Source organism: Bradyrhizobium sp. USDA 326, from assembly GCF_049739485.1.
GTDB lineage: Bacteria > Pseudomonadota > Alphaproteobacteria > Rhizobiales > Xanthobacteraceae > Bradyrhizobium.
Map to the genome: position 1 here is coordinate 4,105,980 of NZ_JBMGQA010000001.1, position 14,328 is coordinate 4,120,307.

12 protein-coding genes are annotated in these 14,328 nt (G+C 63.6%); 5 read left to right on the forward strand and 7 right to left on the reverse strand.

The window, feature by feature from the left end:
- The first annotated feature begins 435 nt into the window (after positions 1 to 435).
- The 3 genes from ABIG06_RS19370 (at position 436) to ABIG06_RS19380 (ending at position 3,255) form a co-directional block, all read left to right on the forward strand.
- Positions 436 to 870, forward strand: a complete 435-nt coding sequence (locus ABIG06_RS19370; protein WP_370138183.1) for a cupin domain-containing protein — start codon at positions 436 to 438, stop codon at positions 868 to 870.
- 305 nt (positions 871 to 1,175) lie between these two features.
- Positions 1,176 to 2,045, forward strand: coding sequence for a LysR family transcriptional regulator (locus ABIG06_RS19375; RefSeq protein ID WP_370138184.1), 870 nt, complete (start codon positions 1,176 to 1,178; stop codon positions 2,043 to 2,045).
- 7 nt (positions 2,046 to 2,052) lie between these two features.
- Positions 2,053 to 3,255: an LLM class flavin-dependent oxidoreductase gene (locus ABIG06_RS19380; RefSeq protein ID WP_370138185.1), complete on the forward strand. Its 1,203-nt coding sequence runs from the start codon at positions 2,053 to 2,055 to the stop codon at positions 3,253 to 3,255.
- A gap of 68 nt (positions 3,256 to 3,323) precedes the next feature.
- On the opposite strand, the gene ABIG06_RS19385 is transcribed toward ABIG06_RS19380, so the two are convergent.
- The 4 genes from ABIG06_RS19385 to ABIG06_RS19400 all read right to left on the reverse strand — a co-directional run bounded on the left by ABIG06_RS19385 (position 3,324) and on the right by ABIG06_RS19400 (position 9,101).
- A complete protein-coding gene (locus ABIG06_RS19385) occupies positions 3,324 to 4,319 on the reverse strand; it encodes a glycosyltransferase (protein ID WP_370138187.1) in 996 nt (331 codons plus the stop codon).
- A gap of 640 nt (positions 4,320 to 4,959) precedes the next feature.
- A complete protein-coding gene (locus tag ABIG06_RS19390) occupies positions 4,960 to 6,468 on the reverse strand; it encodes a sensor histidine kinase (protein WP_370138188.1) in 1,509 nt (502 codons plus the stop codon).
- Positions 6,465 to 7,184, reverse strand: coding sequence for a response regulator (locus tag ABIG06_RS19395; protein WP_124160500.1), 720 nt, complete (start codon positions 7,182 to 7,184; stop codon positions 6,465 to 6,467). Before ABIG06_RS19395 ends, ABIG06_RS19390 begins: the two co-directional genes overlap by 4 nt.
- Before the next feature lie 891 nt (positions 7,185 to 8,075).
- Positions 8,076 to 9,101, reverse strand: a complete 1,026-nt coding sequence (locus ABIG06_RS19400) for an alpha/beta hydrolase (RefSeq protein WP_370138189.1) — start codon at positions 9,099 to 9,101, stop codon at positions 8,076 to 8,078.
- Positions 9,102 to 10,043: 942 nt separating this feature from the next.
- Here ABIG06_RS19400 and ABIG06_RS19405 point away from each other — a divergent pair.
- Positions 10,044 to 11,534, forward strand: a complete 1,491-nt coding sequence (locus ABIG06_RS19405; protein ID WP_245454506.1) for an amidohydrolase family protein — start codon at positions 10,044 to 10,046, stop codon at positions 11,532 to 11,534.
- A gap of 3 nt (positions 11,535 to 11,537) precedes the next feature.
- Positions 11,538 to 12,467 (forward strand): CobW family GTP-binding protein, encoded by a 930-nt coding sequence (locus ABIG06_RS19410; RefSeq protein ID WP_370138219.1) that lies wholly within the window; start codon positions 11,538 to 11,540, stop codon positions 12,465 to 12,467.
- 48 nt (positions 12,468 to 12,515) lie between these two features.
- Here ABIG06_RS19410 and ABIG06_RS19415 read toward each other — a convergent pair whose 3' ends face one another.
- The 3 genes from ABIG06_RS19415 to ABIG06_RS19425 form a co-directional block, all read right to left on the reverse strand.
- A complete protein-coding gene (locus tag ABIG06_RS19415; RefSeq protein ID WP_370138220.1) occupies positions 12,516 to 12,911 on the reverse strand; it encodes a GFA family protein in 396 nt (131 codons plus the stop codon).
- A 298-nt stretch (positions 12,912 to 13,209) separates the two neighbouring features.
- Positions 13,210 to 13,680 (reverse strand): hypothetical protein, encoded by a 471-nt coding sequence (locus ABIG06_RS19420; RefSeq protein ID WP_370138221.1) that lies wholly within the window; start codon positions 13,678 to 13,680, stop codon positions 13,210 to 13,212.
- Positions 13,681 to 13,694: 14 nt separating this feature from the next.
- The gene (locus ABIG06_RS19425; protein WP_370138223.1) at positions 13,695 to 14,195 is read right to left on the reverse strand and encodes a hypothetical protein; all 501 of its coding nucleotides are present in this window, start codon (positions 14,193 to 14,195) and stop codon (positions 13,695 to 13,697) included.
- Positions 14,196 to 14,328: the final 133 nt, after the last annotated feature.

Consider the following 14,328-nt stretch of genomic DNA (forward strand, 5'->3'; position numbering starts at 1 on the left):
CCATCAAATCCGACGTAGGTAGTGTCTGAGCAAGCTCGGCGAGGTCGAGCGTGTCGATATCGAGCGTTTGATCAACACCGCTGTGCTGTGGGCCGTCCTCGCGACGAATGAGCCGGATGGCGGCGCGACGTTTTCTTTTGCTTTCCCGGCAGCGTAAACCGGCGCCGCCTCTTCGACGCCGGCGTCTGTTGCGGGTCGATTCCGGCCGGCTTGACGATCCGTCCCCACTTGCCGATCTCGAGCTTCAGAAAGGCTTCAAGGGCTTCCGGGGTCGCACGCTCAGGCTCCACTGGAGCCACGCTGAGCTCGGCAAAACGGCCGACAATTAGGCTATTGGCGATTGTCTTGGCCGGTCTGTCCAGAGGATTGGGCTATGCGCGGCGCGCCGGAGCGACGAAGTATGGACCGACGCCCACTCGAGCCTCGGAGACCGACATGGAAGCTGGCATCGCAACCACATTCGAGCAGACTGACTTCGCGGGAATCACCACCAGGATCATCAATTCCAGCACAAGCCCATTCACGATTCTGGACATGACGATCAAGCCAGGCTTCGGTGCACCGGCCCATATTTCCGCGTCCGAGGACAAGCTGTTCGTCGTTCTTGAGGGAACGCTGAAATATCTCATTGGCGACCAGACCGAGGTCGTAGAGCCCGGGGCACGCGTGCAGGTTCCGAAAGGCATGGTTCATGGATTCACGAATGTCGGCTCCCGTGATGCGCGCCACATCCTGGTTTCGACGCCGCGAAAGCACGAGGAATTCTTTCGCGATCTCCGCGACATCCCTGAACCACGGGAGCAGAATATGAATCTCCTGCCTGGTATCGCACAACGGCACGATCAAATGATCGTCGGACCTCTGCCATAGCGCTCGCTTCGAGCGAGGAAATCGGACGAGCGATGGTGGGGAGGTCTCCCGATCCCCGGATGTCTCAATCCTGGCTTTGACCAACCCATCTTCCGGCGGGCATTCGTGAAAACGAGGATGTGAAAAAGAGGCAGCGCCCGATATCGTACTATCCCGCGATAGATGCGGACTCTCAAACATTCCCGATCCCGCCGCTCGTCCATGCTTAGGGATGGCCGCCGGAGGGCTCGTCGCTCGCTTTCGGAGGTGGCGCGCCATTTCACCCGTGATCCTATCAGACGTCACGGTTCGCTGTGGGTGCGCTGATGGATCTCAACGCACTCAAGACATTCATTGAAGTTGTTCGCGCGGGCAGCTTCTCCGGAGCCGCGCGCCGGACAGGAATGCCGCGGTCTTCCGTGAGCCTGCGCATTCGCAACCTCGAGAGCTCGCTAGGCGTTCGCCTGTTCAGACGGTCGACACGCGCCTTCGCCCTGACCGCCGAAGGGCAGGATCTGTATCAGCGGTCGGAGGGCGCCCTGGTGTCCCTGGCCGATACACTCGCCGATCTGAAGCAGGTCGGACCATCTCATACAGGCGAGATCCGCATGACGCTGCCTGCGGACTTTCCTGCAAAGATCGTTGCTCCGGCCATCGCGGAGTTCTGCGCGGCATATCCGAAAATGCGGATCAATGTGGTTCCGACCAACGCGGTGCTCGACCTCGTCTCCGAGAATGTCGATATCGCACTTAGGATCGGTGCGGCCAATCCCCAGGATGCCGTCGTGCGGGGGGCGCTCGATATGGAATTGGGCTTCTATGCGAGCGCCGATTATATGCGCCGTCACGGTGCTCCGGCGAGCATCGCCAAGGCAACGCGGCTGATCGGCCCACAGCAGCCGGAACTGCGCCGCCTTTTCGAACAGTGCCTCGATGGCGGGGTCCTGCCTCAGTTCCACGTTACGGTCGACAGTTTCACATTCATCCGCGAGCTGGCGCTGCTCGGTCAGGGCATCGGCCTCCTGCCCAGGTCGCTATGCAGAACGGCGTTGGCGTCCGGCGCTCTCGTGAAGGCCCTCCCGGTTTCGGCTTCGGTCAGACTCCAACTCACCTATCCCTCGCGCGCCGACATCTCCTCGAAGGTACAGGTGTTCGCAGAGATACTTGCCCGTCATCTGAAAGCGGCCGTCGCCTGAACGCCGATTGGCGATCCTTCTGGCCGTTCTGTCCAGAAGCACAGGCTATGCGTTGCGCGCCTTTGCGACAGAATATCGGCCGAGCACCCCGGCCTTGGAGATCGCGCCCAGTGAAGGCGTCGTCAAGACGTCGCTTCATTGGCAGCCCCATGGCCGAAGGACCGTGCCGGACAACACGAAGGGATTCATGATGGACAGATCGCTTCCGATCTCGATGCTCGATTTTTCTCCCAAGTACAATGGCGACGGCATACGTCAGGCCCTGGCCCGCACTGTCGAGCGAGCGCAGCATGCGGAGGCATTGGGCTATCGACGCTTCTGGTTTACCGAGCATCACAACGTGCCGCGGCTGACCAATGCGGCGCCACCTGTCGTGCTTGCACATGTTGCGAGCCGCACGCTATCGATCCGCGTCGGCTCCGGCGGCGCAATGTTGCCCAACCATTCACCCCTTCTGATTGCCGAACAATTCGGAACATTGGCGGCGCTTCATTCCGGCCGGATCGATCTCGGAATCGGACGCGCTACGGGCGGACCAGGGTCGGACGAAGACACGCTGCGTGTGCTACGCAAGGCGCCCGATGCGCGCATGCGATTTGACGCTGACCTCGGCGAATTGTTGGCGCTCCTGCGCGAGCCGCAATCGGGCGACAGTCCACATGCACCCGCGCGCGGGATCGATGTACCCGTCTGGTTGCTGGGCTCTTCAACGGCCTCGGCGGCAATGGCGGGTAAACTCGGCCTGCCGTTCTCCTACGGGACCCATATCGCGCCCGATGATTTGATACCTGCCATGCAGGCGTATCGCGCGCATTTCCGGCCCGGCGCCACAATGCGATCTCCGCATGCGATGGTGTCGGCTTTTATCATCGCGGCGGACACGGATGCAGAAGCGGAGGAAATGATGGCCGGCGTCCGGCCGATCCTGGTGCAATGGTTTCGCAAGAAGCTGCCGGCGTCGGCGACGGACGCGACTGCGGCGCCCGTCGCCGCCGTGCCCGATCGTTTGTCCTACGCCATCGTTGGCGGGCCGGAAACCGTGCGTTCCGGTATCCAGGCGATGATCAGGAGAACGCAGGCAGACGAACTCATGATCATCACGTTCATCCAGGACACCGCCGCGGCCTATCGCTCCTATCAGATCGTCGCCAGCGTCTGCCAGGATATCGATAGAGGAGTGGCTGATGACGAACCCATTCAGCCGGGGTGATCGCCAGAATGTAGGTCTCGTATAGCATCTGCCGCCGCACCATGGGCGGGCGGTGGCATCGAGGTTCGTCAGGCGCGATGAAGCGCTGTCGTTGCAGGAGACGGCCGTCTCATTCGGCGGCCAGCGGCGGCGATGGTCTCCATCTCGTCGACGAGGCTGGACCGATCGATATCGACCTTGATGGCCTCGCCGAGGAAGCGAGCCGTCGTCGTGAATTGCGGCTCGGTGATCAGCCGGTCCACTGCCGCGGCGATCTCCATCTCCGAGGCCGTTGGCGGCAATCGAAGCCCGGCGCCCTTGGCCTCGACCCGCGCGGCGTTCGCAGCCTGATCCCGTCCCATCGGAAGAACGAGCTGCGGCAAGCCGTGGAGAAGCGAACGAGTAACGGTTCCGTGGCCGCCTTGCGACACCACCATAGAAACGTCTTTCATGATGAGGTCATGGGGAGCGCCACTGATCAATTGCACATTCTGCGGAGCCCGCAGATCTGTAACCTTCAGATTGGGCCCAGTGGTGGTGATGGCATCGATCTCGAGCATGCCCATCGCGTTGACGACGCGTTGAAACAGATCGCGCTGGCCTTGAGCGCCGGTGCTGCAAGCGATCAAGACGCGGGGGCGCCCCGATCGCATGGACGATGCTGGCCAGGTGGCGGCCTGCCGCGAATTGGGTTGCGTGGCCTTGGACCAGTTCGGCACGTCGAGCAGCGGCCCGACATACCGGAAATTGTACGGCAGAGCATCAGCCTGAAAGTCGAACGCCCGACTGGTTGCGAGCAGAAGCCGGTCAGCCCGATCGAACAGGTGCATGACATCCGCGAGCGGGGCGAGTCCCAGATCGACGCGGGCGCGGTTGAGAAGAGGAAGAAACGAATTCAGCATCTGGGATACGGCGGCATTGGCCACGTCGACTTCGGCACGCTCTTGCGGAGTTTTCGGCTGGCCCAACCCGCTCGTGGCCGGCGGCATTCCCGGCAGAGTCCGCAGGCTGACATGGGGGGATAGAAGAGCGAGGGGCACATCCGATGTCTCCGCTCCGAGCGCGGCGCCGAACAATACGTCCAAGCTGAGAACCGCATCCGTCGGTCCCGCGGCGAATTTCGTCCCGGATATCGGCCGCATAGGCCGAGCAGGGGTCGAATGCGACGCGGCGTATCCATTGCGGTATCTCCGAGAGATCTGTCGGATCGGCGGCCTCTCCCGTCGGAGCGCGGCGCCATGTCACGAATTCGAAGTCGGCGCTCTCGACTTCGGCACGCATGGACGGATCGGCCATCACCCGGACATGATGACCATTCCGGCGCAGTTTCCGTCCCGCAGTCAGGAGAGGGCTGAGGTTTCCCAATGTGCCCCACGACGCCAGCAGAAAATGGTAGAACATTCCGGAAGCCTCATCAGGTCGCGAAACCCGCTGACACAATCGTTTCTTTCGCGACCCGAAGCAGGCGATAGGATAATTGCGTGACCGCGGGTGTAGCCGCGCGGGCCGCGCCAACGATGGGGCAATGCCGCTACTGAATGATGTCTGGTCGAGACCAAATGGTTACCCCTGTAATAATGGCGCGCGCGATCATGTGCAGCGTTCGCGGCAGGCAATGCCGCGGCGATCGCTGGCACAGTCTATCCCCCACGAGGCGGCGGCTCCGCATCTGTCACTGCTGAGCCTTGTCCAGACTTCTGACGTCTGTCACGACCTCGCCGGGCTTCACGCAGAGATGCCGCGCGATGCCGGTTCGAGATCGTTGATAACGTCTTTCGCTGCTGCGGCCGTGATCGGGCGGCTGACGAGAGGCGGCGCGCCCTCCTGCGCCGGCAGGCTGATGACCGCGCGCAGTCCCTTCGGCCCGTTGGTCAAGACGATGTCTCCGCCGTGGTGGCGGACAATGGTCCGGGCAATGGAAAGACCGAGGCCCACGCCTCCTGTTTCGCGATTTCGCGAGTTCTCAATCCGGAAAAAGGGCACAAAAACCTGCTCGCGGGCGCTATCGGGAATGCCGGGTCCATCATCAGAGACGATGATTTCGACGTTGTCTGCGCGCCGCTCCAAGGTAACGCGCGCCCGCTCGCCATAGCGGATGGCATTCTCAATGAGGTTACGGCACGCGCGGCGAAGTGCGTCTGGCCGGCAGCTGTAGCCGATCTTCTGTCCGTTCGAGAAAGAGACGTCATGACCGAGTTCGGCGAGATCGTCGCAGAGACTTTCCACGAGAGCCGAGAGATCCAAGGTGCGCGTATTTTCCGCGGTTGCATCTTCGCGAGCAAATGCGAGGGTAGCCTCTGTCATTGTCTGGATCTCGGCAATGGTGGAAAGCATTTTCTCGCGGACGTCCTCGTCGCGCACGAATTCCGCACGCAAACGGAGCGAGGTCAGAGGTGTGCGCAGATCATGACCGATGGCAGCCAGCATCTTGGTGCGGTCGTCGACGAAACGATGCAGGCGCGCCTGCATGCGATTGAATGCCTCGGCGGTGCGTCGGATATCGTCGGGGCCGGTTTCCGGCAGCGGCACGACCTCCTGACCACGGCCAAGCGCCTCGGCCGCTACGGCGAGGCGGCGCAAGGGTTGCGCAATGCCGCGTGCGGCAAACACGGCTATGATGGACAACGACAACGCTGAAAGGCCGAGCGCGAGGGTGGATTTGGAGGTCCAGAAGCCGTCTTGTGCGGGTTTGGCAAATGCAGTGTTCAGCCACGCCCCATTCGCCAACTGGACGGCCAGGCCCATGCCGGTGGTGTCATCGAGATAAAGGAACTTCGCCGGCCGGGAGAGGGGCCAGGCTTCCGGTCTCAGGTCGAGCCACTGGGAGGAGGTGGCGCCGCTGCTCCTGGCTGCGTTTCGGGTGAAGTCCGGTCTCACCTCGGCGGGCACGTTGTGGCCGGGAAAGGATACGCGCGGCAGTGGCTGCGCCAGGCGCTCCCATGCCTCCTCTCGCCACTCCGAGGCATCCTTCAGGCCGTTGGTCGATATCCAATATCTCGCGGAACTGGTGTTGCTGGCATTAAGGATGTCGGTCTGGAGCGATTGAGGAGTCGCTTCCAGGACCCGGGCCAGCGAGGCACACCTGCTGAGTATCTCGCCCTTGGCGGCCTTCCGGATCGATTGCCCGTGCTCGTCCCAGGAAATGAAGAATACGATTGCCTGCGACAGCACGAGGGACAGCAGCGTGAAGCAGATGAAACGGGCCGCAAGACTGCGCGTCCACAAGTTCGTCATGGTTGCCCGATCTCCGCGACGAGACTGTATCCACCACCCCAGTGAGTCTTGATCAAGGCTGGTACTTTCGGATCGGCCTCGATCTTCTTCCGCAAGCGGCTGACCTGATTGTCGATGCTCCGGTCGAACGGATCGGCATCTCGGCCGACTGTCAGGTCAAGGAGCTGGTTGCGGCTGAGTACCAGGCCCGGATGATCGAGAAACGCGCACAAGAGACGAAACTCGGCCGTGCTGAGCGGCACGGCAACGCCGTCGCTTCCCAGCAATTCGCGCCGGTTGACGTCGAAAGTCCACCGGTCGAAACGTACGATCTTGCTCGCCAGCCGGCCTTTTCGCGGCGGCAGGCTTTGCACTCGCCGAAGCACCGCCTTGATGCGGGCGAGCAACTCGCGGGGATTGAATGGCTTGGACAGGTAGTCGTCAGCGCCCACTTCCAGACCGACGATGCGGTCGGTCTCCTCCGCCATGGCAGTCAAGAGAATAACAGGAAGCTCCGTGGTGCTGCGCAGATGGCGGCAGAGGGACAATCCGTCCTCGCCCGGCATCATGATGTCGAGAACGATCAGGTCAGGAGCACTTCGTTCGAGCAAACGGCGCAATGCGATAGCGCTCTCCGCGAGGCTGATGCGGTAGCCATGCTGCATCAAGTATTTGCCGACCAGGTCGCGGATGTCACGATGATCGTCCACGACGGCGATGTGCGGTGCCGAGTCCATCCGATTGCTCCGTTCCGCATCGTGATGAATTCCATTAGCCAACCGATCGGAAGAGCGTAATAGAATGTACCTGTCGCGTACGATCGGCTGAAATCACATCCTTGCGGGATGGCTTCCCTGAAAGGAACGTGGCTTCAAATCGCGATCGCAAGGTGCCGGCCTGTTCCGGGGAACTGCCCTCATCTGCAACGATTTCCGCCCATGGCCGAGACATCCTGGCCATAAGCTGTCGCAGAACTTTGTCCCGGCAGGCCGCTTCTGTCGCAAATTGTCGCAAGCTCGCATGTCCCTCGGGATCCGATGCGATCCCGGAAGCCGAACTGAAAGCAACGTGATTGAAAGAACGGCAGAGGAGAGGAGGTGGCAGGTAAAGAGGGCCACTTTGTCGCGAACTGTGCGAGGCAGCATACCTGAGACCGATCGCGACAATTTCCGGTAGCCGTCGGCAAAGTTCTGCGACAACCGGATCCCATCGTGCGCATGTTCAACCGGACAGGAGCGCTGCATGTACGCGATGGAGGCGGTTTCTCACGGAGCAGGTCTGGAAACCTCGAGAGGCTCAACGGTCGGGCACGATGATGGCGACGCCACAAAGGGACGGCTTCTTCGTAGAGCCGCATTTCGGATCACTTGCCTGCTCGTTCTATTGTTGCGAAATACTTCGTCTTCGGCCACGCTCATTGGCTTGACGCAGGGAGCGAGTGGCATGGCCATTTCGCGTCTCGTGGCGGATAGCGACCGTTTGACGCCCGGCCCGCATCTCAGGTGCACATCCGCAGCGCCCATGAGAATCGTTTTCCCGGTCCGAAAAGATGTGTGCACACATGATTGCGTTTCTGGAGACCGAACGGCACCGGCGCCGTGATTGCGAAAGCAGCATAGATGCGCTGCTCACGCGGTCGTGCCGTCGATGGAACGGCGGATCACCCGCTGTACTTCCGCGTTCGACAGGAACAGGTCGTGGTTGATGATGCCCCAGCCTTCCTGCGAGGCGTCGACCACGCGCACACCGAGCCGCGCGATGGCGGCCTTTTCGGCGGCGCCGACCCTCGTCATTCCGCCTGCGATCTGCCCCGACAGCGCCAGCGCGCGATCGTTCGTCGCGGCGATCACGGTGATCTTGCCGGCGAGCGGACCGATGCGCTGGATCGCCGACGAGAACACGTCCATGTCGATGTCGGGCGAGGCAAACACCACCGCGCCGATCTTGCTCGTGACTGTGTCGCCGTATCGCCCATAGAGCTGACGCAGGCTTTCCAGCGTCAGCATGGTTCCCATGCTGTGCGCAACGATGTGCACGCGGCCGCCGCCTGGCGCCGACACGAGCGCCGAGAGCACGCGTTCGAAATCGTCGCGGGACCACATCGCGCTGTCGCGATCATAGGCATAGTCGAACAATCCTGCCCTGGACGGCCAGGAAAACGCGATGGTCCGGCCGCGGAACTTGATCCCATCGGAGAGATGGGCGGTGTCCAGCACCGCGGTTTCGAATGTCTGCTTGAAGCCGTGCACATAGATCAGCACGTCTCCTCCGCCGGCCTGCGCGGCGAGATCGCCGGCGTCGGCCGACACCGGCTCGATCCGATCAAGACGCCAATCCCCGAGTCCGACGGAGGCGAGAGAAAGACGGCTCTCGTCCGGGGCGACCAGCCTGGCCCGCGCGACCGTCATGCTCGTCGCGCGCTCCGGCCCGAACCAGGGTTTCGTACGACCGCCGTTCGCGGACTTGCGCGTGGTGGCGACAAGCAAGGTGGGATCGGCGGAGAGGGACGATGCGTCAAAGCGCGCGCCGGTCGCGCCCAGGCCGGCGCATCCGCCGAGCGCAAGGGCACTCCCTGCCGACGCCAATCCACCGAGGAAGGTGCGGCGCGAAACAGAATGGCAGGAGTCGCGTTGCAGGAGACGTCGGACGATCACATGGAACCTTTGGGAACTTTGCCACCGTAACGCCGCCCCGCCAGCTCACTGAATGACAATGGGGGCGAGAAGACGGCAGAGCCGCACGCCGGGTCTCAACCTCACTGAACATCCGCAAAACACCCGGGTCGCTGTCAACCCCCTCCCAGCAAAAGATTCCGCTTTACCGAAATTCGGATTTGTCGTATGTCTTGGCCATCCCAGCCCACCATAGGGGCGGTCGTACGTCGTTTCGAGCGCGGGCTGGGAGTTGCGGTGGACGCGGGAGGCGTTAAAGGCGGCTTTCGGGCGTGCAGGGCGAGATGAACCTCGTGAGCGCGTTACGGACCGCGCAGACGAACGGCGCTCAATGTCTTGCGAAGCCCCTTGGCGACGCAGGAATGCCTGCGTACGGCGAAACCGTGTGGTCCTGGCCGTCGTTGCTACGGTCAAGCCTTGGCGAAGGCGTCACTCGCGTCAACCGGCGCGGGTAGCGTGAATTTCGCTGAGGTGACGGAGGCCAGAAGGAATTCGGCTCCGGGGAGAGCGCGGCATAGGCCGTCAAACCATCGCGCAGGGAAGGCCTGGTTTCGGCTGCCCTGTGTCTCCCCTGTGCATTGCGTGTGCATTCGTTCAGCGCAGGGGTCTTATGGGTGCCAGCCGGCGCCCGGCCTTCCCTGCGCCCTTTCCTTCAAAGGGTGCGAAGCGAAGCACAGCTCGGGCAAATCATGCCGCGAGGATGCGAGCGCATGGCGATTGGGCCGGCGAATTGACGCAGCGGCGTTGTTGCCTTCCGGGCCCGATATACTCTCCTGCGTTCACCGGTCTTACTTGCAAGCATGCAGCATCGGCATCGGTGGTGGTGGTCGTTCTCCCCAGAATCTGCACTATGCGCGCCGATACGCCCCCGAAGCGGCCGCCGGGCCTTTGGAGGTTTTGGCAATGGCTTTTCGGAGTGACGATATGAGCGGTTTGGTGATCAGCGGCGGCCGGGTGGTGGATCCCGCGAGCGGGATGGACGCCGTTGGGGATGTGGCGGTGGTGGATGGCAAGATCGCCGCTGTCGGCACGGGCCTCGGCGGCGCCGAGCGGGTGATCGACGCGACCGGGCTTGTGGTCGCGCCCGGTTTCATCGACCTGCACGCGCATGGCCAGTCGATCCCGGCCGACCGCATGCAGGCGTTCGACGGCGTCACGACGACGCTGGATCTCGAGGCCGGCGTGCTGCCGGTCGCATCCTGGTACGAGCGCCAGGCGCGGAAAGGCCGCGTGCTGAACTACGGCGCCGCCACCAACTGGGCCTTTGCCCGCATCGGCGCGATGACGGGCTCCAATGCGGAGAGCTCGCTGGAAGCATTCGGCAATGCCATGCGCGATCGGCGCTGGATGGACAACGTGGCGACCGATGCGGAGGTATCAGGCATTCTCGATCGCCTCGCCCGCGGTCTGAACGAGGGCGGCATCGGTATCGGCATCCTGAACGCCTATGCGCCGGGCGCGGGCGTGCAGGAGCTGACGGCGGTGTGCCAGTTGGCTGCGGCCAAGGACGTGCCGACTTTCACCCACGTCGCCTTCATGTCGCGCATCGATCCCGAGAGCGCGGCGGAAGCCTATATCCGCCTGATCGGATATGCCGGCGCCACCGGCGCGCACATGCACATCTGCCATTTCAACTCGTCGAGCAAGACCGACGTCGAGCGCTGCCGCGTGCTGATCGAGAAGGCGCAGGCGCAGGGTCTGCCGATTACGGTCGAGGCCTATCCCTACGGCACGGGCTCGACCGTGCTGGCCGCCGCCTTCTTCAGCGATCCCGAGTTCGTCGAGCGCAACGGCACCGGCTATGATTCCGTGCAGCGCGTGACCGACGGCTACCGTTTCCACGACCGCGAGGAGCTGCTCAAGGCGCAGGCCGAGGAGCCGTCGTCGCTGGTGCTCTGGCACATCCTCGACACCGAGAACAATGCGCATCACCGCGACCTGCTCGACATGTCCGTGCTGTATCCCGGCGGCGCCATCGCGTCCGATGCGATGCCGTGGACGCTTTCCGACGGCACCACCTACACCGGAGATGCCTGGCCGCTGCCGGATGACGCCACTTCGCATCCACGCTCGGCCGGCTGCTTCACGAAATTCATCCGGGAATGGGTGCGCGAGCGCAAAACCGTGTCGCTGCTGGAAGGTGTGCGCAAATGCGCGCTGATCCCGGCGGAGATCCTGTCGCAGAGCACGCCGGCGATGCGCGCCAAGGGCCGGCTCGCGAAAGACGCCGATGCCGACATCGTCGTGTTCGACTACGAGAAGCTCTCTGACCGCGCGACCTTCACCGCGATGAACCGTCCCTCGGAGGGCGTGCGGCATCTCGTCGTCAGCGGCCAGCCGCTGATCTCCGACGGCGTGCTGGACGTGGCGGCGCGGCCCGGCAAACCGGTGCGCCGCCCCGTCGTCGAGGGCTGACCCATGCCGGTCCCCATTCTCCTGGTGACGGGCTTTTTGGGGGCGGGCAAGACCACGGTCATCAACCATCTGCTAGCGCATGCAGAGGGGCGGCGGATCGCCGCCGTGGTCAACGATTTCGGCGCGATCAACATCGATGCGGAGCTGATCGCGGGCGCGAGCGAGGGCGTGGTCAGCCTTGCCAATGGCTGTATCTGCTGCTCGCTCGAGGGCGATCTGTTGCGCACGCTCTCGACGCTGCTGCGGCGCGATCCCAAGCCGGATTATATCGTCATCGAGACCAGCGGCGTCGCCGATCCCGCCGACATCGTCCGCAATCTAATGGATCCGGTGATCCTGCGCGAGGCGCGGTTGGAGACGGTGCTCTGCGTGATGGACGCGACGGGGCCGCCCGCCGCACTTGAAGATGCGCTGCATCGGTCGCAGCTGCGCGTCGCCGATATCGTGGCGCTCAGCAAGCTGGATCTGGCGGATGCGGGCGCGGGGGCGCGGATGCGCGCGGCCATCCGCGCGCTGCGTGTTCCCGCCGTCGTGGTCGATGCGCAGCACGGCGAGATTCCTGCCGCCCTGCTGTTTCCCGCGGATGTCGATCGCCCGCCCGCGCCGCGCGACGTGGGCCCGCGGCGACCGGCAGAGGAGCGCTTCGAGACGCTGAGCTGGACCTCGGACAAGCCGGTCTCGCTGCCCCGCCTGCAGCAGGCCATCAATCGACTGGCGCCAAAGCTGGCGCGTGCCAAAGGACTGTTCGAGAGCATCGAGCAGCCCGGCCGTCCGATGGTGTTTCAGTTCGCCGGCGGTCGCGCCACGCTCGCACCGGGCGATGCGCCGGCGGCGGGCGCGGCACGGACGCGGATCGTCTTCATTGCCGAGCTAGGGGTGCTCTCGAAGGCGGAGATCGACGGTATCATGGAGGTGTGCGTTGCGGGCGGGTAGCGCGATCCGCATCGATTGCACGCGTATCAGTTCAAACCGGGCGCCGCCTCAATCCTCGACCGGCAGCGCATCCCCGTGCGCGTACCAATCGGCGCGGGAAGTCCAATGCACATGCCGGTCTGGTGTCGCGGCCAGCTTCTGGTCGAACGCGCCGGCATGGATGATCGCCTCGCGCCCACTGCGTGTGAGGTGCGGCATCGGGCTGCCGCAGATCTTGCAGAATGCGGTGGCAAAGCTCCGGGCGTCGGGCAGGTCGAAGCGCATGACGGATGCTTCACCGCGCAGCCATCGCAGTGCCTGCGCCTTCACGATCACCTCGCAGGAATGCGCCGTCCCGGTTGCCTTGCGGCAGCGCGAGCAATGACAATTGAGGAAGCGCTCGAAGGGTCCCTCGACCTCGAAGGCGATCTCGCCGCACAGGCAGCTCCCGCGGAATGCGGCCATGTCACTCTCCTGCCGGCTCGACCGGCTTCTCGGCCGCCTCTTCGTCGACTGGCGGACGCGCCGTGCGCGGCGCAGCTGCATTCGCGGGAGTCCTTTCCCCGCGCCCCATCAGACCTTTCCGGCGGTCAATTCTCAAGAGGGGACCGCCCCGATCGTGCGGCCCTATCCAGAATGACGATCCCAGCGGTGGTCGCGCTGGGATCGTCTGGAGGTTTCATGGAGGGCATCGAGCACTGCGCCTCCATGAGGATATGATAGCGCAAGGCCGCTTCAGATGCGACTGGAACCCGTCAAAACATCAGCAGAACGCCAGCGCGTTGACCGCCCGCGTGGTCGCAATCTCGTTCTCATTGCCGACGAACTGGCAGACGACGGATTCGAGCTCGCCCGGCTGCTTGCGGCGCGCCACCGCCAGCAGCCGCATCAGCTCCGCCTCGTCCTTCGACAGGCGCCGGGAGGACGGCGGCATGAAGCACAGCTCGCAAGGCCGGCCGCTCCGCAGGATTCTGACGAGCGCGGCAGCTCGTGCGACCAGCAGCGGGCTGTCGGCAACGCCAGGTGCCTCGTCCGCGAAGCGATAGGCCGCTTCCCAGCAATCGGATGTGCCGGTCGCGTAGGCCGCTCCGATGAACCGGAACAGCGACAGCGCGACGCGGCAGAAGTCATCGTAGCTTTCGACGCTTCGTGGCGCCGCAAGCGCGGCCCGAAGCGGACAGAGCTGCGGCCGGACGGCGTCCGGGGCTGCCGCGGAATCGCATGGATCCTGCATCGTGAATGTTCTCGTCAGTGCAGCGTGGGGCTTCCGACCAGCCAGCTCTTCATCGCCATCATCCGATCATGGTTGAAAGACCGCACGTGCCGGTCGGGCAGGATGAGACCGGCCATGCGGAAGATCGTTGCAAGCCCCTGGACCGGCGCAAGCGCCCAGTCGGCGCCGACAGGCGGCAGCCAGCGCTCGAACCGCTCGCGGGCGAGATCGACGCGATCCTGCTGTGCTGCGGCGATGGCGCACAGAATCTCGCGCTCGCTGTCCGACATGCGCGGACAAGTCGGGCAGTGTACCTCGATGGCCGTATGGGCGGTGCAGGCGAATATCTCGATGATGGATTCCAGCGAGGGCACTGCGTCGCCTACGCGGAAATGGTCATACACCTCCTTGATATCGGCTGCGGTCGGAACGGCACCTCCGCTGCGGGCCTTCGCCCTGAATCCCCAGATGAAGAGCCGCTCCGCTGCGCTCAGCGCAGGAAGATCGAGGGGACCAGTATGTGTCGATTGATGCATTGGGCTTCTGGCCTCTGGCTGCGCTCACGGCAGAGCTGGCGCGGATGATCTGTGCCGATCGTTCCGCCAGAGACCTCTTCAAGTCAACGCTCGGAGAGGCGATGTCGAGGTGTTCTAGATTGGAAGAATTCGT

Coding starts and splice junctions, on each gene's coding strand:
- ABIG06_RS19370 (WP_370138183.1), top strand. CDS start 436: ATGGAAGCTGGCATCGCAACCACATTCGAGCAGACTGACTTCGCGGGA.
- ABIG06_RS19375 (WP_370138184.1), top strand. CDS start 1,176: ATGGATCTCAACGCACTCAAGACATTCATTGAAGTTGTTCGCGCGGGC.
- ABIG06_RS19390 (WP_370138188.1), bottom strand. CDS start 6,468: ATGACGAACTTGTGGACGCGCAGTCTTGCGGCCCGTTTCATCTGCTTC.
- ABIG06_RS19395 (WP_124160500.1), bottom strand. CDS start 7,184: ATGGACTCGGCACCGCACATCGCCGTCGTGGACGATCATCGTGACATC.
- ABIG06_RS19405 (WP_245454506.1), top strand. CDS start 10,044: ATGAGCGGTTTGGTGATCAGCGGCGGCCGGGTGGTGGATCCCGCGAGC.
- ABIG06_RS19410 (WP_370138219.1), top strand. CDS start 11,538: ATGCCGGTCCCCATTCTCCTGGTGACGGGCTTTTTGGGGGCGGGCAAG.
- ABIG06_RS19415 (WP_370138220.1), bottom strand. CDS start 12,911: ATGGCCGCATTCCGCGGGAGCTGCCTGTGCGGCGAGATCGCCTTCGAG.
- ABIG06_RS19420 (WP_370138221.1), bottom strand. CDS start 13,680: ATGCAGGATCCATGCGATTCCGCGGCAGCCCCGGACGCCGTCCGGCCG.
- ABIG06_RS19425 (WP_370138223.1), bottom strand. CDS start 14,195: ATGCATCAATCGACACATACTGGTCCCCTCGATCTTCCTGCGCTGAGC.